The sequence below is a fragment of the Pseudomonas kribbensis genome (assembly GCF_003352185.1).
Taxonomy (GTDB): Bacteria; Pseudomonadota; Gammaproteobacteria; order Pseudomonadales; family Pseudomonadaceae; genus Aquipseudomonas; species Aquipseudomonas kribbensis.
In genome coordinates this window covers 1,080,304-1,103,495 of sequence record NZ_CP029608.1, presented here as the reverse complement: position 1 = coordinate 1,103,495, position 23,192 = coordinate 1,080,304, and the positions used below count along the sequence as shown (strand labels likewise).

17 protein-coding genes and 1 pseudogene are annotated in these 23,192 nt (G+C 60.2%); 7 read left to right on the top strand and 11 right to left on the bottom strand.

Going from position 1 to position 23,192, the window contains the following annotated elements:
• The first annotated feature begins 9 nt into the window (after positions 1-9).
• Together DLD99_RS04995 and DLD99_RS04990 are read left to right on the top strand one after the other, a co-directional pair.
• Positions 10-1,311 (top strand): HAAAP family serine/threonine permease, encoded by a 1,302-nt coding sequence (locus DLD99_RS04995; protein ID WP_114881463.1) that lies wholly within the window; start codon positions 10-12, stop codon positions 1,309-1,311.
• 199 nt (positions 1,312-1,510) lie between these two features.
• The gene (locus DLD99_RS04990) at positions 1,511-1,828 is read left to right on the top strand and encodes a DUF3509 domain-containing protein (protein WP_085729667.1); all 318 of its coding nucleotides are present in this window, start codon (positions 1,511-1,513) and stop codon (positions 1,826-1,828) included.
• On the opposite strand, the gene DLD99_RS04985 is transcribed toward DLD99_RS04990, so the two are convergent.
• Entirely contained in the window at positions 1,825-2,325 is a 501-nt protein-coding gene (locus tag DLD99_RS04985; RefSeq protein ID WP_003221775.1) for a phosphate-starvation-inducible protein PsiE, read from the bottom strand. The genes DLD99_RS04990 and DLD99_RS04985 overlap by 4 nt on opposite strands.
• Positions 2,326-2,618: 293 nt before the next feature.
• On the opposite strand from DLD99_RS04985, the pseudogene DLD99_RS04980 reads away from it, so the two are divergent.
• Positions 2,619-2,876, top strand: a pseudogene (locus DLD99_RS04980) (YebG family protein); the annotation flags it as partial.
• Positions 2,877-3,043: 167 nt separating this feature from the next.
• Here the strand turns inward: DLD99_RS04980 and DLD99_RS04975 are convergent.
• Positions 3,044-4,063, bottom strand: a complete 1,020-nt coding sequence (locus tag DLD99_RS04975; protein ID WP_085711736.1) for a Glu/Leu/Phe/Val dehydrogenase family protein — start codon at positions 4,061-4,063, stop codon at positions 3,044-3,046.
• Between the two features lie 184 nt (positions 4,064-4,247).
• Between DLD99_RS04975 and DLD99_RS04970 the strand changes: the two genes are divergently transcribed.
• Positions 4,248-5,051 (top strand): SirB1 family protein, encoded by an 804-nt coding sequence (locus DLD99_RS04970; RefSeq protein WP_114881462.1) that lies wholly within the window; start codon positions 4,248-4,250, stop codon positions 5,049-5,051.
• Here DLD99_RS04970 and DLD99_RS04965 read toward each other — a convergent pair.
• The 4 genes from DLD99_RS04965 to hmgA form a co-directional block, all read right to left on the bottom strand.
• Positions 4,975-6,360 (bottom strand): MFS transporter, encoded by a 1,386-nt coding sequence (locus tag DLD99_RS04965; RefSeq protein WP_114881461.1) that lies wholly within the window; start codon positions 6,358-6,360, stop codon positions 4,975-4,977. The genes DLD99_RS04970 and DLD99_RS04965 overlap by 77 nt on opposite strands.
• Positions 6,361-6,504: 144 nt before the next feature.
• Positions 6,505-7,140 carry a maleylacetoacetate isomerase gene (maiA, locus tag DLD99_RS04960; RefSeq protein WP_114881460.1) on the bottom strand — a complete coding sequence of 212 codons (636 nt, stop codon included), beginning with the start codon at positions 7,138-7,140 and terminating at the stop codon, positions 6,505-6,507.
• Between the two features lie 12 nt (positions 7,141-7,152).
• Positions 7,153-8,457 (bottom strand): fumarylacetoacetase, encoded by a 1,305-nt coding sequence (gene fahA, locus DLD99_RS04955; RefSeq protein ID WP_114881459.1) that lies wholly within the window; start codon positions 8,455-8,457, stop codon positions 7,153-7,155.
• Between the two features lie 3 nt (positions 8,458-8,460).
• Positions 8,461-9,756 (bottom strand): homogentisate 1,2-dioxygenase, encoded by a 1,296-nt coding sequence (gene hmgA, locus DLD99_RS04950; RefSeq protein WP_114881458.1) that lies wholly within the window; start codon positions 9,754-9,756, stop codon positions 8,461-8,463.
• A gap of 163 nt (positions 9,757-9,919) precedes the next feature.
• Here hmgA and DLD99_RS04945 point away from each other — a divergent pair, with 163 nt between their 5' ends.
• The gene (locus tag DLD99_RS04945; protein ID WP_114881457.1) at positions 9,920-10,714 is read left to right on the top strand and encodes an IclR family transcriptional regulator; all 795 of its coding nucleotides are present in this window, start codon (positions 9,920-9,922) and stop codon (positions 10,712-10,714) included.
• A 3-nt stretch (positions 10,715-10,717) separates the two neighbouring features.
• On the opposite strand, the gene DLD99_RS04940 is transcribed toward DLD99_RS04945, so the two are convergent.
• The 4 genes from DLD99_RS04940 to DLD99_RS04925 all read right to left on the bottom strand — a co-directional run bounded on the left by DLD99_RS04940 (position 10,718) and on the right by DLD99_RS04925 (position 19,128).
• Positions 10,718-13,117: a dermonecrotic toxin domain-containing protein gene (locus DLD99_RS04940; RefSeq protein ID WP_425273012.1), complete on the bottom strand. Its 2,400-nt coding sequence runs from the start codon at positions 13,115-13,117 to the stop codon at positions 10,718-10,720.
• Positions 13,118-13,258: 141 nt separating this feature from the next.
• Positions 13,259-15,805 (bottom strand): LuxR C-terminal-related transcriptional regulator, encoded by a 2,547-nt coding sequence (locus DLD99_RS04935; RefSeq protein WP_114881455.1) that lies wholly within the window; start codon positions 15,803-15,805, stop codon positions 13,259-13,261.
• Between the two features lie 138 nt (positions 15,806-15,943).
• The gene (locus tag DLD99_RS04930) at positions 15,944-17,311 is read right to left on the bottom strand and encodes a DUF1329 domain-containing protein (protein ID WP_114881454.1); all 1,368 of its coding nucleotides are present in this window, start codon (positions 17,309-17,311) and stop codon (positions 15,944-15,946) included.
• Positions 17,312-17,334: 23 nt separating this feature from the next.
• Positions 17,335-19,128 carry a DUF1302 domain-containing protein gene (locus DLD99_RS04925; protein ID WP_114881453.1) on the bottom strand — a complete coding sequence of 598 codons (1,794 nt, stop codon included), beginning with the start codon at positions 19,126-19,128 and terminating at the stop codon, positions 17,335-17,337.
• Positions 19,129-19,847: 719 nt separating this feature from the next.
• Between DLD99_RS04925 and DLD99_RS04920 the strand changes: the two genes are divergently transcribed.
• Both DLD99_RS04920 and DLD99_RS04915 read left to right on the top strand, forming a co-directional pair.
• Positions 19,848-21,926 (top strand): S-type pyocin domain-containing protein, encoded by a 2,079-nt coding sequence (locus DLD99_RS04920; protein WP_114886589.1) that lies wholly within the window; start codon positions 19,848-19,850, stop codon positions 21,924-21,926.
• Entirely contained in the window at positions 21,923-22,180 is a 258-nt protein-coding gene (locus DLD99_RS04915; protein ID WP_114881452.1) for an immunity protein, read from the top strand. Before DLD99_RS04920 ends, DLD99_RS04915 begins: the two co-directional genes overlap by 4 nt.
• Before the next feature lie 51 nt (positions 22,181-22,231).
• Here the strand turns inward: DLD99_RS04915 and DLD99_RS04910 are convergent, their stop codons facing one another.
• Positions 22,232-23,143 carry an SDR family oxidoreductase gene (locus tag DLD99_RS04910; RefSeq protein ID WP_114881451.1) on the bottom strand — a complete coding sequence of 304 codons (912 nt, stop codon included), beginning with the start codon at positions 23,141-23,143 and terminating at the stop codon, positions 22,232-22,234.
• Positions 23,144-23,192 lie beyond the last annotated feature (49 nt).

Sequence of the window (23,192 nt, the reverse complement as noted above, 5' to 3'; positions counted from 1 at the left end):
GCAAAAACGATGACCGATGTACGCACACCTGCTGCCGAAAATCCTGCTGTAGACCGCACACGCAATAACGAAACCGCCCACAAGGGCTGGAGCAAATTCGACACCACCTGGATGCTCGGCCTGTACGGCACCGCCATCGGTGCCGGTACGCTGTTCCTGCCGATCAACGCCGGTGTCGGCGGCTTCTGGCCGCTGCTGATCCTTGCATTGCTGGCGTTCCCGATGACCTTCTTCGCGCACCGGGGCCTGACCCGCTTCGTGCTGTCGGGCCGCTCCGGTGACATCACCGAAGTGGTGGAAGAACACTTCGGCGTCGGGGCCGGCAAGCTGATCACGCTGCTGTATTTCTTCGCGATCTTCCCGATCCTGCTGGTGTACAGCGTGGCGCTGACCAACACCCTGAGCAGCTTCCTCGAACATCAGTTGCACATCGCTCCGCCGCCGCGCGCAGTGTTGTCGCTGGCGTTGATCCTCGGTTTGATGGCCATTGTGCGTTGCGGTCAAAGCGTCATCGTCAAAGCCATGAGCGTGCTGGTGTATCCGTTCGTCGCCGCGTTGTTGTTGCTCGGCATCAGCCTGATTCCGAACTGGAACGGCGCATTCTTCGCCAGCGCTCAAGAACCGATGGAAATGTCGGTGTTCCTCAAGACCTTGTGGCTGGCGATCCCGGTGATGGTGTTCTCGTTCAACCATTCGCCGATCATTTCCGCGTTCGCCGTCGAGCAGAAACAGCGCTACGGCGACCAGGCCGAACGCAAGAGCAGCGGCATCCTCGCCATGGCCCACGGCATGATGGTGGTGACGGTGATGTTCTTCTGCTTCAGCTGTGTGCTGGCGCTGTCGCCGGCGGATCTGGCAGCGGCCAAGGCGCAGAACATTTCGATCCTGTCGTACCTGGCCAATCACTTCCAGACCCCGGTCATCGCCTACGCCGCGCCGTTGATCGCGCTGGTGGCGATCACCAAATCCTTCCTCGGCCACTACATCGGCGCCAGCGAAGGCTTCCAGGGCATGATCGTCAAAAGCCTGCGCGGCCGTGGCCGGGTGATGTCGGCCAGCTGGCTGAACCGTGCGACCGCGCTGTTCATGATCCTCAGCTGCTGGGCCGTGGCGACTTTCAACCCGAGCATCCTCGGCATGATCGAAACCCTCGGCGGGCCAGTGATTGCCTGCCTGTTGTTCCTGATGCCGATGTACGCCATCCGCCGCGTGCCAGCCTTGCGCCAGTATTCGGGCCAGGTGTCCAACGTGTTCGTGGTGCTGATCGGCCTGATTGCACTGTCGGCGATCATCTACTCGGTTCTGCCCTGAAACGGGCCGCAAACGAAGAAGGCGAGCCATGGGCTCGCCTTCTTTTTGGCCGGTTCTGTTGTTCGACAATATTCCCGGCATGTCCCTTGCTACATCGCTGAAGGAGACAGGACCACGGAATGGCCGACGGTCAGGTTTGGCGAACCAACCCGATCAAGGCCGGTCAACAACTGCACGTTCAATCAGGCGGTGACGCATCATGGACAATCCTTTTCAGATCATTACCGATGCTTTCGCGCCGGACTATCAGATCAACCTGAGCATTCAGGGCCTCGACGGCAGCATCATGCTGACCCTTTCCAACAGCGGCCGGATCGTCGCCAAACGGATGATCAGCGCCGAACAGCGCAACGATCCCAAACGCCTCAAGCGACTGGTGCAAAGCATCCAGTTCGGCATCGCCATCGAACAGGGCCACAGCGCCATGGCGATCCTCGAAGCCATGACCCGCGGCGACGGGCTTACCCCGCCGCCGCGGCAGATCAAGGGGCAGCATCGACCCTCGATCGGTCTTTAGAGCTCGCCCTTCTCGATCTCCGGGTGCTCACCGGAACCCGCACCGAGCTTGCGTTGCGGCTTCTCGATTTTCACCGAAGGGAATTGCGACGAAGCGTAACGCACCACCAGGATCGAGAACGCCAGCAGCAGAATCCCGCCGCACAGGTAGATGATGCCCATGTCCGGCGGGTTGTGGTGCGAGACGTTGGAGATCAGCAGGCGCGTCAGTGCGGTGATCGCCACATAGATCAGGAAGCGCACCGGCATGTGGTTGGTCTTGAAATAAATCCCGACCATCGCCCCCAGTTCCAGATAGATGAACAGCAACAGAATGTCATCGATCTTGATGTGCCCTTCCTCGAGCATCCCGAGAAATTCCATCACCGCCGCCCAGGCGGTCACCGCACCAATGGCGAACAGCGCCAGGTAGTGGAAGGTCTCGACGAACAGGTTGCCCAGGGACTCGGCCAGTTGATGCACGTTTTGCCGCAGTTTCTCGGCCCAGTTGATTTTCACGATGAAGGTTCCTTAGCCCGGTTCGAGCGGATGTTGCGTGCTGGACGTGACGGTTATTGCGCACGTACACAGATGCATGCAGAAAAGAGGCCACGCCATCATGGCGAGGCGCCGCGAAACCTGCGCCGTGGCGTTTGGTCGCACCTGTATATAACCGTCGGGCTGACAAAATCCGAATCCGGTCTACATTAAAAAGCCACTACCCAAAGCGCAGGGATTCGCTTATCCTTTTCGCTGTATATAGATACAGTAGTCGCAAAGACAACTTAATGTGAAGGCATGTGAGGTGGTGAATGGCCGTCGAAGTGGTATACCGCAGCAGCCGAGATCTGGAGCGCTTGTTCATGGATAAAGCCGAAGCTGACCGTCATGACAAAATGCTCGAACTGGCCGAACTGTTGGCCGAAGTGCTGGAAAAAGCCGTTCCTTCGTTGAGCGAGCAGCAAGTGGAAGAAGTCGGGATCTACATGGCGAAGAACCGCGATGTGTTTGCCCGGGCGTTCAAGAGCCAGCCTGATGCCCTGTCGGAGCTGATCAACGCACCGGCGGCACCGGTTGTAGCGACCGAGACGGCGGACGCAGCCGAACCTGCAGAAGCCCCGGCCAAACCCGCCAAGGCGGCGAAGGCTGCGAAGTAATCGACACCTGAATTGACGCCTCTGAATTGAATAGCCCCTGAGTTGAATGACTCAGGGGCTTTTTCATGTCTGGAAGAAACTCAGCGGTACAACACCTTCTCCGCCAGCTCGTCCGCAACCCGCGCCGGTGAACGCTTTTCCGCCTGGGCGTGAGCAAACACTTCGGTCAGCCGCGAGCTGATCTTCGACAGGTGCGCGGTGATGGTGGTCAGCTCTTCGCCCCGGTGCTTGAGGGAAACGTAGATCAGGCCGCCGGCATTGATCACGTAGTCCGGTGCATACAGGATGCCCCGCCGCTCCAGTTGATCGGCCACATCCAAATGCGTCAGTTGATTGTTGGCCGACCCTGCCACCGCCGAGCAGCGCAACTGGGTCACGGTGTGGCTGTTGAGCACACCGCCCAGGCCGCACGGCGCAAGAATGTCGCACGGCGTGCTGAGCAAGGCGTCGTTGGCAATCGGATGAGCATTGAGCTGTTCCATCGCCAGTTGCACCTTGCCATGGTCGATGTCGCTGACCAGCAGTTCGGCGCCGGCGGCATGCAGTTGTTCGGCCAGTGCGTAACCGACATTGCCCAGCCCCTGAATCGCTACGCGCAAGCCTTCGAGGTTGTCGCTGCCCAGCCGCGCCATGGCGGTAGCGCGGATGCCGGTGAACACGCCCATCGCGGCATGGGGTGCCGGATCGCCGGCGGAAGTGGTGCTGGTGACATGCTGGGTCTGCTGGGCGATGCAGTCCATGTCCGCCACCGAAGTGCCGCTGTCGATGGCGGTGATGTAGCGGCCGTCGAGTTGATCGATGCAACGGCCGAAGGCTTCGAACAAGGCGCCACGGTTTTCCACATGGGCCGGCCGCACGATCACGGCGACGCCGCCGCCCTGGGCCAGACCGGCCAGCGCGGCCTTGTAGCTCATGCCCTGGGCCAGGCGTATGGCGTCCGCAACGGCAGACTCGTCATTCGGATAGGCAAGATAACGACACCCGCCCAGGGCTGGCCCGAGGCGACTGTTATGGATGGCAATGACCGCCTTCAATCCGGACACCGGATCAACGCTAAGGTGCAGCGATTCCAGGCGAGTGCTTTGCATGAGAGCGAACATCGGCAGGCTCCCGAATCACTTCTGGTAGTCGCCAGTATAGGCTTGCGCCCAAAAATTGCTGAAGCGCACGGGAATAAGGCCCGACAGCGACCAATGCGTTGCGGCATAACCCGATGGCAGAGCGGCGCGGCACTGGACGAATGTCAGAGACGGGGCTAAAACGAGGCATTCTCCGGAGATTTTGATGAGTCCGCGCCAACGTTTTTTCGACTGTCTGCACCGTTCACCGCCCGCGCTGCTGGAGGCAGCGTTGTGGATGGCCGCCGAGCACGATAAGCACGTCGATCCCGATGCGCTGTTGCAGGATTTCATCGAGCTGCAGCAACGGGTCAGCTTTGGCTTGCCGTTGTTGCCGGTCAGCGAGCTGGCGCAACCGTTGCTGCGGCGCATGGTCGAGCTGGGCTTCGCGCAAGACGATTTTGCGCCAGTGCGCCCACAGGCCGCGCTGCTGAACAAGGTGTTACAGACCCGCCGCGGTCAACCGCTGGCCCTGGCGCTGATTGCTCTGGAACTGGCCCGAGGCCTGGAGATTCCGCTGGTAGGCGTGAACTTCCCCGGGCATTTCCTGTTGAAGGTTCCCGGCGCCGATCACCTGCTCGATCCGTGCGGTGGACGGCGCCTGTATCCGAACGATTGTCGCGAGTTGCTGCATCGCCAATACGGCCACCAGATGCAACTCAACGCCGACCACCTGCTGACCGCCACGCCGCTGCAAATGCTACAGCGCCTGTCGCGCAACCTGCGTCAGTTGCATTTGACCCACGACGACTACATCGCGGCGCTGATCGATGCCGAGCGTGTGCTCGAACTGGGTAATGCCAGCGTCGCCGACTACCTGGCCCGAGCCAGCCTGTATCAGCGCCTGGACTGCCCGAACGCCGAACGTTTCGACCTGGAACACGCGCTGCTGCTCAGTGACGACCCGATTCAGCGGCTTCGCCTGACGGAGCGGCTGGGGCATCTGCCGCCCAACTCAGTCGTCCACTGACCGGCGAACGCACCTGAATGATCAGCAACGCCGCGATCACGGCCGGAATCGCGCAGAAGAAGAAAATCTGCTGCACCGGAATGTGCATCGCCAGCAATAGGCTGCCGAACAGCGGCCCGAGAATCGAGCCGAAGCGCCCTACTCCCAGCGCCCAGCCGGTGCCGGTGGCGCGCACATGGGCCGGATAGAAATTGCTGGCGAAAGCATTCAGCGTCAGTTGCCCGCCGATGATGCAGAACCCCGCCGCAAACACACAGGCCACCAGATAACGCGGGTTGTCGTGATTCAAGCCCAACAGAATCGTGCACAGCGCTGCACCGGCCAGCACACCGGACAGCAGACGCACTTTGCTTTTCAACCGATCAGCGAACCATGCCATGCAGATCGCGCCCAGCGTACCGGCGAACAGGAACATCGACGTCACCAGGTTCGCTTCATTAAGTTTCAGGCCACTTTCCAGCAGCAGTGACGGCAGCCAGCTGATCATGAAATACAGCAGGATCAGGCTGACGAAAAACGTCGCCCAGATCAGCAAGGTCGGACGCGCATAACCGTTGCGGAACAACTCCACCACCGTCAGTTTGCTGCCCTGCTCCCGCTCGTTTTGTTCGACCGATGCAGCGGGTGGCTGCCAATCCGGCAGCATTCGCGCGGTGACCTTGCGCAGGCGTGCATACGGTGGAGCATCACACAGCAGTCGTGGCAAGGACTCCGGCAGCATCCACCAGAGAAACGGAAACAGCAGCAACGGCGTGACACCGCCGGCGAGGAATACCGCCTGCCAGCCAAAACGGTCGATGAACCCGGCCGCGACAAAACCGCCCGCCGCACCACCGAAAGAGAAACCGCAGGCCGCCAGCGTCACCATTAGCGTACGCAGGCGCGGTGGCGAATATTCCGACATCAACGCCATGGCGCTGGGCATTGCGCCGCCCATGCCGATGCCGCAGATGAAGCGCGCGATCATCAGGGTGTTCAGGGAATCGGCGAACACCATCAGCACGGTGAGGCTGGCATAGATCAGTACACAGGCGAGCAGAATCCGCCGTACGCCGAAACGGTCGGCCAGCGGCGTCACGGCCAGCGAGCCAAGCGTCAGGCCCAGCAGGTTGGCGCTGAACACCGGGCCAAACGCCGATTTCTCCAGGCCCCAGTCCTGCGCCAGCGCCGGCACCACGTAACCGAGCACCTGGGCGTCATAACCATCGGTGACCAGCAGCAAGGCGAGAAGAATCAGGAGCAACCACTGAAAGCGGGACACAGGACGGGCGTCGAGTGCCGCCCGGAAGCTGGCAATCTGGTTGTGCATCGCAAGGTACCTGTTTTGTTTTTATGATTTTTGGTGCCGCAACGAGAGCCTTGTGGGAGCGAGCCTGCTCGCGATGACGGCGGCACATCCACGATCGATGTGACAGAGATACCGCTATCGCGAGCAGGCTCGCTCCCACAGGGGTTACGGGGTGTCCGGCTGGTTCGCCGGATGCGCCGCAACGAACGCCGGATGTTCGGCCGCCAGCGCGGCCACGCGACGAATCCGTGGATACGCCTCAAGCGAAACATTGAAGCGCTCGGCCGCGTACAGCTGCGGAATCAGGTACACGTCAGCCACGCACGGCCACTCACCGAAACAGAAGCCGCTGTCACCGATCAACTGCTCCACCGTCGCCAGGCCCTGACCGATCCAGTGAGCGATCCACTCGCTGACCTGCGGCTCGTCATGCCCCAACCCGCGCAGGCGATTGAGCACGCTCACGTTGTGCAGCGGATGCACGTCGCAGCCGATCACCGCCGCTACGCCGCGCACCTGGGCGCGGGCAACGAGGTCTTCGGGCAGCAACGGCACCTGTGGATAACGTTCTTCCAGGTACTCGATGATGGCCGGCGACTGAATCAGCAACTTGCCGTCGTCAGTACGCAGCGCCGGCACGCGGCCCTGGGGATTGATCGCCAGATACGCCGGTTGCCGATGTTCGCCACCGGGCGGTGCGATCAGGTTGACCGGCAGCGCCTGATAGTCGAGGCCCTTGAGTGCCAGCGCGATCCGCACCCGGTACGACGAGGTGGAACGGTAATAGGTATAGAGATCCATGAGCCGCTCCTGTCAGCGTGCCGCCAGCACGGTGCCACGGCATTCGCCGAAACCGATGGAGGCAAAACCTTCGCGGGCGCAGCGGGCGCGCAGGATGATTTCGTCGCCGTCTTCAAGGAACTTGCGCACTTCACCGGACGCCAGTTCGATTGGCTTTTTACCGCCCTCGGTGATTTCCAGCAGGCTGCCAAACTGGCCGTTTTCAGGGCCGGACAAGGTGCCCGAACCGAACAGGTCACCGGCCTGCAACTGGCAGCCGTTGACGCTGTGGTGCGCGACCATTTGCGCGACGGTCCAGTACATGTAGCGGGTGTTGCTCAGGGTCAGACGATGGGCTGGCAGGTTCTGCTCGCGCATCTTCTCGGTGAGCAGCAGCACTTCCAGCTCGATGTCGAAACCACCGCCATCCTGATCGCGCTTGTCGAGCAGGTACGGCAGCGGCTGCGGATCGCCTTTCGGACGCGCCGGTTGCGCGGTACGGAATGGCGCCAGCGCTTCGGCGGTCACCACCCATGGCGAGACGCTGGTGATGAAGCTCTTGGACAGGAACGGGCCCAGCGGCTGGTATTCCCAGGCCTGGATGTCACGGGCCGACCAGTCATTGAGCAGGCAGAAACCGGCGATGTGTTCGGCGGCATCACCGATGGCAATCGGCTCACCCATTTCGTTGCCCTGGCCGATCCAGATCCCCAGTTCCAGCTCATAGTCCAGTCGAGCGCACGGACCGAAGGTCGGCTCGGTCGCACCGGCCGGCAGGGTCTGGCCTTTCGGGCGGCGCACGTCGGTGCCGGAGGCGCGCACGGTGGACGCGCGACCGTGGTAACCGATCGGTACGTGTTTGTAGTTCGGCAGCAGCGGGTTGTCCGGACGGAACAGTTTGCCGACGTTCTGCGCGTGCTCGATACCGACATAGAAGTCGGTGTAGTCACTGATGCGCGCCGGCAGGTGCAGCTGGCAATCGGCGGCCAGCGGCAGAAGTTTCGCGCCCTGGGCTTCAATGTCGCCGCGATGGGTGCTGCCCTCGCTAAACAGTTCCAGCAGACGCTCGCGCAGGGCGACACGAGCGTCGCGGCCGAGTTCGAAGAATGCGTTCAACTGACCGCCGTGCATGGCCTCGACTGCGCTACGCGCGGCACCGTCGAACAGCCCCGCCTCCAGCGCCACCTGCAGGTCGAAGATGTGCTCGCCAATCGCCACGCCCGCGCGCGGCGCGGAGCCCTTGCTGCTGAACACGCCCAGTGGCAGGTTCTGCAACGGGAAATCGGTGTGGCCGTTGGCCGAAGCGACCCAACTGCGGGTGATGGAATTCTGAGTCATGGGTTATCTCCGGGTCGGGTCGAACGTGGCGGGCAGCGTGGCCCAGCAGGCGTCGTAAGTGGGTTGCAGTTGCGGGCAGTCGAGGGCGAAGCGGCTTGGACGCAGCACCTGGCTGGTCTCGAACATGAAGGCCATGGTGTTATCGATCTTGGCCGGTTTCAGGTCCGCGTTGATGGCTTTGGTGCAGGTCTCGCCGTCCGGGCCGTGGGCGCTCATGCAGCTATGCAGTGACGCTCCGCCGGGCACGAAACCTTCGGCCTTGGCGTCGTATTCGCCCTGGATCAGGCCCATGAATTCGTTCATCAGGTTGCGGTGGAACCACGGCGGACGGAAGGTGTTCTCGGCCACCATCCAGCGCGGCGGGAAAATCACGAAGTCGAGGTTGGCCAGACCGTGGACGCTGGTCGGCGAAGTCAGCACGGTGAAGATCGACGGGTCCGGATGATCGAAACTGACGGTGCCGATGGTGTTGAAGCGGCGCAGGTCATATTTGTACGGCACGTTGTTACCGTGCCAGGCGACCACGTTCAGCGGCGAGTGATTGAGTTCGGTGCCCCACAGCTGGCCGAGGAATTTCTGCACCAGGGTGGTCGGTTGTTGCAGGTTTTCGTAGGCGGCGACCGGGGTCAGGAAATCCCTTGGGTTGGCCAGACCGTTGCTGCCGATCGGCCCCAGATCCGGCAGGCGCAGCGGCGCACCGTGGTTCTCGGCGATATAACCGCGCGCCTGCGCATCGAGCAGTTCGACACGGAATTTCAGGCCCCGTGGCAGCACGGCGATTTCCAGCGGCGCCACTTCCAGCACACCGAGTTCGGTGGCGATGCGCAGGCGCCCCAGTTGCGGCACCAGCAGCAGCTCACCGTCGGCGTTGAAGAACACCCGCTCCATCGAACGGTTGGCGCAGTAGTGGTAGATGCTGATGCCGGCAGGTTTTTCGGCAGCGGAATTGGCCGCCATGCTTACCAGTCCGTCGATGAAATCGGTCGGTTCGGACGGGATCTCCAGCGGGTTCCAGCGCAGGCGATTCGGGGTGACTTCACCCAACGGGCCGCCGGCCAGTTGCCGCTCCAGTTTGACGAATGCCGGGTGGTTGGCCGACGGCTGGATCCGGTACATCCAGGTGCGCCGCGCTTCGCTGCGGGTCATGGTGAACGCGGTGCCGGAGAACAGTTCGGTGTACAGACCGTAAGGGGCTTTCTGGGGGGAGTTCTGGCCGACGGGCAGTGCGCCGGGCAACGCTTCGGAGCTGAATTCGTTGCCGAAACCGGACTGGTAAGCCAGGGCTGAATCGAGGTTCATGGAGCCTCCTGAACAGGGAGTCGGCATGGCCGGACGCTCTGGGTCGGAGGTCTTGGCACGCCGGGGTTATTTTTATCGTAATTCAATTACGCATAACGTAATTTGCTCGCTATCCAGCGTCAAGCTATAAAGACGCCCATTCGTTCCGGGACACGGCAGCACCATGGAAAAAACCAGCGACAGCAACGGCAAACAGAAAGTCCGCTCCGCCGAAGTCGGCACCGACATCCTCAAGGCCCTGGCCGAGTTGTCGCCGTCCACTTCGCTGTCGCGCCTGGCCGAACATGTGCAGATGCCGGCGAGCAAGGTTCACCGTTATCTGCAGGCCTTGATCGCCAGCGGGTTCGCCGAACAGAACACCGCCACCAACCATTACGGTCTTGGCCGCGAAGCGCTGCGTGTGGGTCTGGCCGCACTCAACAGTATGGACGTGCTGAAAGTCGCCGCCCTGCCGCTGGCCGAACTGCGCGACGAGCTCAACGAAACCTGTTTCCTGGCGGTCTGGGGCAATCAGGGCGCGACCGTGGTGCACATCGAACCGGCGGTGCGCGCGGTGACGGTGGTGACGCAATTGGGCTCGGTGTTGCCGCTGCTCAGCTCTTCGACAGGTCTGGTGTTTGGCGCCTATCTGCCGCACCGGGAAACCGACGAATTGCGCGAACAGGAAATCGCCAGCGGCGGCCATCCGCTGGCGGACGAAAAGGCCTATGCGGCGTTGTGCGAACAGATCCGCGAACGCGGTCTGCATCATGTCCACGGCTTGCTGATGCCCGGTGTCGATGCGCTCTCGGCACCGGTGTTCAACGCCCTCGGGCAGATCGCGGCTGTGTTGACCATCGTCGGCCCGACATCGCTGTTTCACGCCGACGAAAACGGCCCGGCGGCGCAGCGGTTGCTGGCGGCGACGCGGGCCGTGAGTTGGCGGATGGGGTATCAGCCGGAGGAACGGACGTCCTGACCGTTATCTGAGGTAAGTCCGGCTGACAAAGGAGTCTGGTTCATCGAGAACTGACTGAATGATCTCCAGCGCCTGCAACGGAAGTCTCTTTTGCCCGGTCGCCTGAGAGAAGAACTTTTCGACCGTGTAGACATCACCCAACAATCCGATGAGATCCTTCTGCGCTTTCGTTGGAGCCAAACGGCTATAACCGGCCTTGCCCAACGATGCCAGTTCGACCAGCGCCCAGAAAAAATGCACCTGTGCCGTTGCACGGTCGCCATCGTTGTAAGCCTCGGCCGCTTCCCACAGGTTTTTTGTCAGCAGTGCCACGCCCATCGCAATACCCACTGGCGGAATCACTATGCTGATGGCCGTGGCGGCGGCCTCCACCGCATTGAAGACCAGTCTGAAAACGATTTCGTCGAGACTTTCGGTTTTCTCGTCGACATCGGAAAGGGTCCGCTGGATCAAACCGTCGAAATCACCGCTGAAATCAGTGGCTCGCGAAAACGGCTGAACAACCGGTGCCTCGGTGAAACTTCTCAATTGTTCCAGATCGGTGATATAGGTCCCGACCACTGGCTGATCCTTGTACCTCACCCGCTTGTAGAGATACTGCCCAAGTCCCAGAGTCTTGACTGCCGGAACAAACTCCGAATACGGCCGGATCAAACGACCGTCGGGTGAATCCGGGGTAAAAAGGTAACTCTCGAACGGCCCTGCGCTTATCCCGCGAAGAACAAAGACTCCCACGACCGGTCGATCCCGGATATGGAGCTGGAACAGCCCCGGCGCTTCGAACGGAATGGAAAACAGCGGGCGGGTATCGACCTTTTCGCCGGCAGCGATGATCCGCAAGAGCTCATCGAATTGAGCACTCTTCAGGCGTCCGTGAAAGCACTCGTGAAGCACACCGATCTGCATCTGGCGGAGTGAAATTTCCTTGTGAAGCTGTCGCTTGAATGCACCTTTTGGATGAGTGGGATCGAGGTACTCCTTCGTCAGCATTTCAATATATTTTTCACCCGGACGCAGATGTTGCGACCACTTGGCAATGTGGCGGATATCCAGTTTTTTGACCGGAGGATGGGCGGAGTCAAGGGTGTAACGCGGATAACTCCAGGGCGAGCCGGCATCGTTGGCATAAAAATGGGTTTCGGTGATGATCAACTCGGTCAACGTCATTTGCCGCTGCGGATCGACGTCCACGTAAATCAGGTCGGGATTGACGTGGGTCTCGTCATCTTCTCCCAGGATCTGTTCGACACGTTCCTTGATCAGCTCAAAACAGAACCGCTCATAGGTGATCAGCCCCCCTTCACGCACCGCCAGCGTCTGCAATGCCTTGAGTTCGCAATGGATGCGGGCAAACCGCTGGCGCTGCTCAACCGGCGCGGTTCGGTACCCGTAGGGTCTCTGGTTTTCCTCTTCAGAAATTCTCCAGGTTCGTTCGTTTTCCACAATGCCATTCAATACTTCATCGGCAAGGTGTGGGGTGGGGGCTGGAATGATGCCTTGCCAGAGGGTCGGCATCTGCTCGAGCCTTTTCAGAAAACCGACAATCTGGTCGCGGTTCAAGGCATGAGCACGGGAGGCGATGAAGTCGCGTCCTGCCGGTTCTCTGGTCCAGTCGATCACGGTGATGTCCACCTGACGCCGGCTTCGGCACTCGTACCACGTCTGACCGCCGGGTGAGTACGGCGCGTACAGGAACATTGGGGTGTCACGCCCCTCGCGAAACCCGATCACCAGCATCTGTGCCAATGGTCGCGTGTTGTCGAGAAACCGGATGCCATCGATCACGAATGCACCGTCGCCTGTCACCGCACGCTGGATGCTCGAAAGATTGTCGTCGTTGCTGAGGTGGCCTTGATAACGAGCCTCCAGTGCGCTCAACAGCAGGCTTTCTCGCAATGCGCCGGCCATCGCCGCAATGACATCGGCACGCTGGTAACGCTTGCCCAGTTCCGCGCCATAGCGCGATCGGACATCATGAATCAGTATTTCCTCCAGCCATTGCTGGTTGAGCCCGGGAGGAAGATCCCGCCCCTTGAACGAAACGACAGCCCTGCGTCCTTCTTCATGCAAACCGAGGATGAATTGCTCGGTCAGCGATCGGATTTCTTCCTGCACAACTTGCCGGGTCCCCACCGCGAAGGTGTAGCGGGATGTGCACTGGATCTCATCGGCATCGAACGCATCTCCGAACTCCAGATGCAAAACCTGATTGACCACATGCCGGGCATACTCTTTGAGCGACCCGAAAGGTGCCAGTAGACCTTGAAGATTTCCCTCCTGAATGGCGGATGCCCTTTGTCGCTCGAAATAGGCATTTCGAACATCGGGATCAAGTCGATCGAGCCACAACGGCTGACTACCGAGCATGTGCTTTTCATTCAATGCAATATTCAATTCATTCACCTTGGCAGTTGATGGAAACCCAGGCCTCGCCTGTTCTTTCCAAAAGCTATCCAAAGCAAAAAAATCAGGACAGCCGACAACCACCACAAGGCATTTGTAGCCTTTCCCATATATTTCCGATGAGCCGAAAACCGACAATCCTCAACGACACAAACCCAATACTCTTGCCCGCGCCACGGCATGCGTACGGCGCTCAACACCCAGCTTTACGTGGATTCGCCTGACATGAGTCTTTACCGTGTGCAACGAGATGAACAATTTGTCGGCAATTTGCCGATTGGAACTTCCCGATGCAATCAACTCCAGAACCTGCGACTCTCGCAGGCTCAGTGAGCTTTCATCATCACAGTGAGCCGCAAGTTTCCTGTCGGGTGTCGAATCGGGCCAAAGTCCCGGTGCTCGTTCCGCAAACTTCATCAACAATCGCGGCAAGCTGAAATGACTGGCCAATGCCCGGCCTCTTTCAAAATATTGCCGGGAAGATTCCAGGTTTCCGAGCAACGAAGCCACCTCGCTCATTGCCAGTAACAGCTCGGCTTCAAGCGCAATCATCCGGCTGGCGTGAGCCAGCTCGATCAAACATTGCAAACGCACCATTGGCTGATGCGCCTGATGCAACCGGGTCTCGGCCAGAATCAGCAAACACTCGATGCGTGGAATCAGCTCAAGCGTCGCCGGCGGTGCCTGCCGTGCACGTGAGCCACGATAATGTCTGAGCACCCGGCTCAATGCCTCGTGAGCCAGTTCGGGCCGCCCTTGCTGCAGCCATAATTCGCTGCTGACCTGCAACAGGACGCCGCGATAAACCGTGTCCGGAATCTGTCGCTGCTGCATTAACCGTTCGGCATCACGCAGGCGCATGAAAGCCTGTGGGTAATCGCCCTGATCGGCGGCCAGTTGCGCTTGGCCGAGAAAGCCGTAAAGCACTCGTTTGTCAAAGCTGCGCAGACAGTCGTCGAGTCCCTGCTGAAAGTGCTCGGCCGCCCGTTCCGGTTGCCCCATGCTCAGCGCCAGTCGCCCTCGACGCAGGGCAATGCGCCCCAGCAGCGGCGTCGGTCGCTCGACGGACGAGCCGAGCATTTCGCAAAGGCCGGCCAGCAGTTCTTCGGCTCGGGCAGACGCCCCTCGTTGCTCCAGCAACTGGGCGTGATCAAGTTCCAGCAACGCCTCGAACAGCAATGAACCTTCAGCCCGAGCCAGGCAAAGGGCTTCACGATTGATCGAATGCGCCAGCTCCAGATCGCCACACAGCAACGCCTGCTGTGTACGTCCCGAGAGACACAGCAGACGCGCCGTCCAGGCCTTGGGCGACAGATCGATCAAGGCTTGCTCAAAGTGCTCACGCGCCTCGTCCATCCGTCCTTGCAGATGCAACAGCCAGCCTTGCTGAGCCTGCCAGCGGGCGATCAGTTGCCGTTGCTGGGCAGCCGACGGCGGCGGCAAAAAACGCGACAGTTGCCCGATGCAATCCGCCGCTTGGGCAAAGCGCCCGGCGAACAGCAACGCAGCCGCAATCAACCCGACCAGTTGCGCCGAACCCAACAGCAGTTCCTCGCCGCGTTGCTCATAAAGACGCAGTAACAGCACGACCGTCTGTTCCTCGAACAAATGCTCGAAACTGAAATGCTGTAACAGGCTCACTGCGACCTCGTACTCTTCAGCCAGCAATGCCTGCTCGAAAGCACATTTCCAATGTTGTCCGGCGGCAAACCACTGACAGGCCCGGCGATGCCAGGAACGCCCGGCAGGCCACGGTTCGTCACGCATCAGGCGCGACAGTGGAGCACATACCTGCAACCAGTCCGGAGATCCATGCCAGGGTTCGATGAAACACCCGAGGGTTTGCAGACTGCGCATCCATTGCGCCCCGTCCCCGGCACCGAACAGGTGATCGCACAGGCCGGCATTGAAGCGCGGCAAATGCGCCAGCACCCGCCAGGCTTCAGCCAGTTCCGGGCTCAGGCCGCTGAACAGTTCGTGTTGCAGGTAGTCGAGCAAGGTGTCCATGCGTTGCTGCGGCAAGGTCTTTTGCGACCAGTCGCATTTTTGCATCATCAGCATCCGCACTCCGGCGCACCAGCCACCGCTGCGCAGATGAATACGAGCAGCCACGCTGTCGGCCTGGGCCGGCGGCAAGTGACGCAACACTTGGGCGATTTCTTCCCGGGTCAGCGCCAGCGTCGCACCTTCACATTCGTACAAGGCATCATCGAGCAGCAGACGCGGCCAGTTACAGGGTGGACGCCGCCGCGTACCGATCCACCATGTCATGGCCGGACTGCTGATCGCCAGCATTCGGTCGAGCAGTGCATCCAGCGCAGGTTCCGGACTCCGGCAGTAATCGTCGATCACCACCCAGGTTGCTGAGGACCGTCGCGCCAGTTCATAAAGCAGCGAAGCCTCGTCCGAGGCCGTCAGTCCCATCGCACGCGCAAGCCGTTCGCAAAATTCACCGACACTCAAGGACGCCCCTGCCAGCGGCAACCAGCAGACGGTGCAATTGACGGGAGCCTGCAGCAGGCACTCGGTGAGCAGTGCGGTTTTACCGCTGCCGGCCGGCGCGCAGATCAGTTTGACCCGGGCCGCCGAATCGAACAGTGCCTCGCAAAGACGCGGGCGTGGCAGATGATGGGGAGACAGTCTCGGGAGAAATTCCGGTCGGTCCAGACAGGGTGTCATGGCGGTCATCGGGGGCGCCTTTTTATCGTTATTCGTTCACCCTAGCCCTCTCCCCGACGCTTGTTGATGAGTATTCAGGTCGCTGATTGCGGCCCATAAAAAAGGCGACCGCCCGGTCGCCTTTTGTCCCACGAGTGTATCGATCCCTTACCGGACACCCTCGGCACGCAAGGCTGAAGGGGTGAAGTCGGCGACCTTGGCTTCAAAGCCGAATTCGAAACTGTGCTTCTCTTCGTTCTTCATCCCGAGGGCGATGTAGCGACCGGCGATGATGTCGTAGAGCGCTTCCAGCGTGTAGGCCTGGGCCTGGTGATCGTAGTAGTACTGGGCATGCCCTTCGGCGACCCGCCACAGCTGCCCGCGACCGTCATAGTGATCGACCAATGCCACCTGCCAGCTGTCCTCGTCGATGTACATGTGGCGCTTGGCGTAGATGTGCCGCTCGCTCGGTTTGACCGTACCGATCACTTCCCAGACGCGATGCAATTCATAACGGGTCAGGTCCTGATTGATGTGCCCGGCCTTGACGATGTCGTCGTACTTGAGCTTCGGCGAATCGAGTTTGTAGCTGTTGTACGGAATGTACATTTCCTTCTTGCCGACCAGCTTCCAGTCGTAACGATCCGGGGCGCCGGAGAACATGTCGAAGTTGTCCGAGGTCCGCAGGCCATCGGCGGCGGTACCCGGGCCGTCGTAGGCGACTTGCGGCGCGCGGCGAACCCGGCGCTGGCCGGCGTTGTAGATCCAGGCCAGACGCGGCTCCTTCACCTGGTCGAGGGTTTCGTGCACCAGCAGCACGTTGCCGGCCAGGCGTGCGGGTGCGGTCACCGATTGCTTGAAGAAGGTCAGTACGTTGGCCGCCTGCTGCGGGTCCAGATCCTTCATCAACTGCGGCACGGCAATCTCTTCCTCGAAGCGGATCGGCGTGTAGCTGCCATTGGTCTGCGGTGTCACCTGGGTGATGATCCGCCGCAGATTGCCGCCGTGATAACGGGTGATGTGGTTCCACAACACCTCGACGCCGTTCTTCGGAATCGGGAAGGCGTAGTAGCGATTACCGGTGAAATTGGCCAGGCCGTTGCCGTCGTTGATCGTGGTCACGTTCAGCGCACTGCGCTTGGCCGACTCGTAGATTTCCGGTGGCACGGCGACGGTGCGGTGGGTCGGGTAGACCGGAATCTTGTAGGTTTCCGGGTAGCGCTTGAACATCGCCACCTGCCCCTCGGAGAGTTTGGCCTTGTACTGGTCGACGTTGGCGGCGGTGATGGTGAACAGCGGCTTTTCATTGGCGAACGGGTCGGCAAGAAAGCCCTTGCTGTCCACCGCCCCGGCGTTTTTTGGAATGCCGCCGGTCCAGGCCGGAATCGAACCGTCGGCGTTACCGGCCTTCTCGGCGCCGAGCGGCGTCAGGCTGGTGCCGAGCTTGTCGGCCTCTTGCGGCGACACCGCCGCGATCACGTTGACAGCCAACAGGCTCAGGGCCAAGACACCGCATTGCAGAATCATCTTGCGCATGGATTTCATCCTTCTCGGGCAGATCAGAAGTTCACGCCGAAGCTCAGGGCCACGAAGTCACGGTCAGTGAGGACGTTGTAATCGCCGCCAAAAAAATCGGTGTAACTGAGGCTGGCGGTGTAGGTGTTGCGGTAGTCGGCATCGACGCCGACGCTGATGGCCTTGGCACCCTCGTTGAACAACCCGTTGGGGCCGTAACCGGAAACGTCGTGGGACCAGGACAGGTTGGGCTTGAGGTTGATCCCGCCGATCACGTTGGCGTAATCGAGGATGGCCCGGGCGCGGTAACCCCAGGAGGTCGAGGTAACGAAGCCGCCGGTGTCACCGCCGAAACCGTACTGGCCGTACACCGAGTCACGGCCATAACGCAGCTTGCTGCGCGACTCCAGTCCGCCGACCCGCACCACCGCCGCCTCGCCGACCACGGTCAGGCGTTCGGCACCCAGCACCTGATCGAAAAAGTGCGTGAGGGTGCTCTGCAGCTGCGTCACTTCCTTGCGCCGGTAGCCTTTGTTATCGGCGCCGGGCGACGTGGTCAGCGGCGATGCCGTACCGCCGGCAATCGGATTGAGCAGTGCCAGCGTCAAGTCGTTGGTGTTGACCTGTACCGGTGCATTCGGCCGGTAGCTGAGCTCACCGGTCCACGCGGTGCCGGTGGGCAGTGTGGTGGCGAAGCTTGCGCCATACAGACGGATGTCTTCCGGGTATTCGAGATAGTACTGACCGCGCCCGAGCATCACGCTTTGCGCCAGCCCGGACCCGCTCCCGGGTGCAAGGCGGTTGGCGGTGCTGACCATCCCCGGCAGTGCCGACAGGGTCGACAGCCCGGCCGTGGTGGTGCCGACCGTGGGTGTGCGGCTGTGGTAATTCATGAAGTACAGGCCATATTCGGTATCGTCGCCGAGCCAGCGCAACGCCGTCCCCCACTGCCCGGAATCCCGCGCATCCCGATCGCCGCCACGGGGCACGACCACGCCTTCGCGAGTGACCTGAATGGGTTGCCCGAAGGCAGCGGCCAACGGCGCCAAAGGAGCAATCGCCGGGCTGCCGACGGTGTAACCGTTGTTGCAACCGTCCGCCGCCACGTCGACACCGAAGAAGGTGCCGCAGTTGTCGAGAACGGTCTGGTCCCATTCCAGTTGATAGAAACCCTCAACCGACAGTTTGTCCGTCAGGCTCTGGGAGCCGAACAGCATGTTCACCGGAATCAGGCCTTCCTTGATCTCCGCGCCGGGCCGACGGAACGCCGAGACGTCGATCGGGTTGATGCTGTTGATCGAGTTGCCGATGAAGGTACTTTCACCCCAGCTCACCACCTGCTTGCCGGCGCGCACGGTGCCCGGCAGATCGGCGATGGAGTAGTTGTGATAGACGAACGCATCGAGAATCTGCCCGCCGGAAGACTTGGCGCCTTCCTTGCGGCCCTTGTCGCTGATCGGCTTGAACTCGCGGTCTTCATCCTTGAGTTCGAAGTCGTACCAGTACTTGCCACGCACGAACACACCGGTGTCGCCGTACTTCAATTCAAGGTCGTGGATGCCCTTGAAGATCTTGGAAAACGTCTCGCCCTTCTTGAAGTTCAAACGCCCGTCATCACCGGTCGAGGATTGACCCGTACCGCCATTGACCGTGCCGACCAGCGACTTGTCCGCATCGCGCATGCCCCAGCTCGCGCCGACCGACAGCGACGAGTCGAACGTGCCTTCGATTTCACCGATGTTGAAATCCACGGCATGGGCCTGGGCCCAACAACCCAAGGCCACCGCAGCGGCCAGCGCCTGCGGTTTGAAGATGGCGCGCATTGTTGTTTTTGTCATGCGTCTTCCCCGGTGAGTGACAGAAGGCCCCACCCTACTGCCGCCACACGGGGACGATAAGCGCACCAAGGAGGTATTCGCGCTGTCGCTCGAAAGGATGAATCCCTACCTGGGACGGGGCTTTCCGCAGGACATGAACCGGCTGGATAACCCATGATCAACGCAACGGATGATCCCCACCTCGGAGCACCCCACTGTTACATGCCCCGTAACAGTGCATGTCCGGAATCGCTATTTTTCCTTTGGCCTCAGGCGCTTATTCTGAACGGGCTTTCACGGCAGACCGCCACGAAGCAAAAGTCCGCGACCGAGTCGTCGGCATCCGATTTCTGATGGACCGAAGCGTTTTTCGCTCCATCGCCCAGGTGTTCACTGACGTTGATTTGTAGCTCCTTGATCCAACGTCTTACCTTGGCCGCTGCGTTTGCAGCGGCCTTTTTTATGGGCGTTTAAAAAAGTGTGGATGGCGGTTCTGCAAAGATCCTCCGATTACCGCGTCAGACATTTCCTTGAGTTCCGAACGAATCCCTTCTGCATTAACGACAACCCGCGAAAACCCTTCCCACACAACGCCCTGTTACTTACGGGCTTCTCAGATTTGATCACCTCCACTCTGAGGTAACTTGAAACACCTCAACCATTCGCCGGTGACACGGATGTCATCGCCCCCGTGAGCATTTTTCGGGCGAATGAAAACGCACATTCAAAAGGACATGAATATGCCAAAACCTCCACCGTTAGAGCTGGACGCATTACATATCCGGGAGTTCGCCCCGGATGATTACGAGCCATTCAAAGAAACCAATGTGGGTTATTCCTACAGCGGCACGTTCGGCCCTGCCGGTGCCAATTCGCAAACGCGTCAATTGATGCATGAAACGCAAGTCGCCGTTGAACAGGAATTCAACGCAAAAGCCGCCTCGATTCCACATTCCATTGAAGTGGAACTGGCGGCCATCAGACTGGAAGGCCCGACGAACCCTCTACCACCCGCAGCGGCATTGGCTCGCGAAGTCGGCGTCAGGAACACGCTGATTCAACGCAAGGGCGCAGAGTTTCAAAGGCAGACCGCCATCGCCAACCGCTTCTATGGCAGCGATCCGCTGGGGAAAACCTTCAAGGATTATCTGGATCAGGCATCTGCCATTCGGCGGGCGCACGGCGCGGGGGTCAAGAGCCGGGCGTTATGGAGTGAATCGTTGCGGGCCGCCCACGAAGCCCGGCTGCTGGGCCAGACATTGGCGCTTCTCAACCAGCAACAGGTCGGTGTGCTCAACTGGCTGGCCACCGTGCAGGCACAGGATCAGGCAGCCGCGGCAGAGGCGCAGCGGCAGGCTGCGGAACATGCCCGAATTGCAGCGGAGCAACAGCGCCAGCGAGATATTGCCGAAGCCGCACGCCGGGAGCAGGAGGCAATACGAGCACGCGAACAGGCTCGACTGGCCGCATTGGCGGAGAAACAACGTCGGGATGCCGAACAGGCTCGACTGGCGGCTGAGACCGCGCGCCTGAACGCTGAGGCTGAAGCTCGGGAGAAAGAACGGGTGGCTGCGTTGAAGATCGCCCAGGCCGAGGCACAAGCCAACGCTGAAACAGCGGCACGGGCGCTTGCGGCGGAACAGACCCGGTTACAGGAGGAAAGGAAGCATGTCTTTCCGGCCTCCGGAGCAATGGCCAGCAACGGCCCGGCTGTTTCTTTCGCTTCGACTGCGGTCAGCCTCAGCCCTGCTACCTCGGCGGGAATACTCAATGCATTACGTACCGCAACAGCGACCCTGACAGCGACAGGCACGGCGCTGTTCGGCAGTCCGGTACTGATGGGGTTCGCGGCGCTGTTGATGCCTTCAAATCTGGGCAACGGCGAGCGTTTTACCATGAGCGTTCCTCTCACAGAGTTGTCGTCCGAGCCGGCAGAGACGCTCCGCGAAATCGCCGATCGACAGGGTACGCTGGAGATGCACACCGGACTCGGCCTCAGGCGACTCGGTGCCGGTATGCAAGTGTTCGTCGCTACGAGCGATGACTTCCATATTCGCTCAAGTGTGCTGGTCCTGAATGCCGCCTACGATCTGCTCAACAACGTATACAAGGTCGCGCTATCGGACTCGCCCACCGACTACTTGACCTGGACACCCGCTATTTCGCCGGGTGACGCATCGACCGCCTCGCCAATAGTGGATACCGATTCTTCCGCTTATTCCGGGGTGTCCATCGTGCCGGTTGAAGGACGGCTGGATTTGAATCCGATACTGGTGGAAGGCTGGGATCGATTCATCATCGTGTTTCCGGCTGATTCGGGGATTGAACCGCTTTATGTGGTTTTCAGCAGTCCTTATGAGGGGGCCTCAGTCAAAGGCAAATACAGTGGCCGCAAATTCAATCCGGAGCAGGCTGGCGGGCCGATACTTAATCTGGATTGGAGATCGGCCATCATCACCCGAGAGGGGATTGACGCGGTAAAGCTACACATCGCAAGGCTCAATCAATCGGACGCCAACGACATTATGATTCAACGCCTGGAAGACATTCTCAGCGGACACCGGGCGCACTCAGACACGGATTTGCGCTACTACACTCATGAAATGAGAGAGCTGGAGCGGTATAGGGCTTTCGGCTATAGCGACAATACATCGCCATCGGATGAGTCCCCGATATGGAACAACGCTCATACAGCGGCCCTTGAAGACTACAAACTCGGCAGTGAATTAACACTCCTATATACCGAGCAGGCAATCAATGCGATGAATGCGCAGGATCAGAGAGAGTACGAAAAGGACATGAGGAGTTTCGAACAATGAACACGGTCGAAAGAATCATCAAAAATGAGCCTGTTGCCGATGTGGTCTCCTTATTTGCACTGCTTTGGCCAGCAATGCGTATTGACAGGATGTATGGGCTATATCGTAGTGAGGTAGTTCAAAAAGGTATTTTGGTCGCCACTTACAATTCACTATTCAATGACGGGGTGCTCTCCAGCGATAAGAGCGGCAAAACAGTCAAAGGGCCCAACTGGAAGGCACCTACGTTCCTGGTAGAAAAACGTTACGATTAATTATTAAAAAACCACCTGACTATCTCTGAATAGTCGGGTGGTTTTGAGAGTTCAAATCGAAAACTTCTGCAAATTCCCCATCATCTCCTTCAGCGCTTCAATGTTGTCCTTCGGATGCGCCGCCCCTTCGAAATCACAGATCTGCTGCCAGTGCGCCGCCACATCTTCCGGCGAGAACCCAACACGAGGATCGAATCCGGCCCCCAGACTCCGCTCCCAGCGCACCTTGCCCATCCAGCCGCCGCCGACTTCGAACAGGCCGGAAGTTTCCTGGCATTGCTCGCTGGCCAGGTACACCACCAGTGGGCTGACCAGTTCCGGCTTGAGCTGTTCGAACACTTGCGGCGGGATCAGGCCTTCGGTCATGCGTGTGCCGCCGGTGGGGGCAATGGCGTTGACCAGGATGTTGTTCTTGCGACCTTCGATGGCCAGAGTGCGGGTCAGGCCGTAGAGACCGAGTTTGGCCATGCCGTAGTTGGACTGGCCGAAGTTGCCATAGATGCCCGACGTTGATGCGGTGAAGATCACTCGCCCATAGTTCTGCTCACGCAGGTGCGGCCATGCGGCGCGGGTCACTTTGTAGGCGCCTTCGACGTGGACGCGGTAGACCAGATCCCAGTCAGCGTCCTCCATCTTGTGGAAAGTCTTGTCGCGCAGGATGCCGGCGTTGTTGACCACCACATCGACGCGACCGAATACATCGAGGGCGTTCTGCACCAGTTTGTCGCCGTCGGTCACCGAGTCATGGTTGGCCTCGGCAATGCCGCCGGCCTCGCGAATTTCCGCCACCACGCGGTCAGCGGCCGAAGCGTTGGCGCCTTCGCCCTGGGTCGAGCCGCCGAGGTCGTTGACCAGCACTCTGGCGCCCTGTTTGGCGAACAGCAAAGCATGAGCGCGCCCCAGGCCACCACCGGCTCCGGTGACGATCACGACTTTATCTTCGAAACGCACAGACTCATTCATCGAGGCAACTCCAGCAGGCCTGAGGGACAGTGTCCCCGAGTGTCAGGCA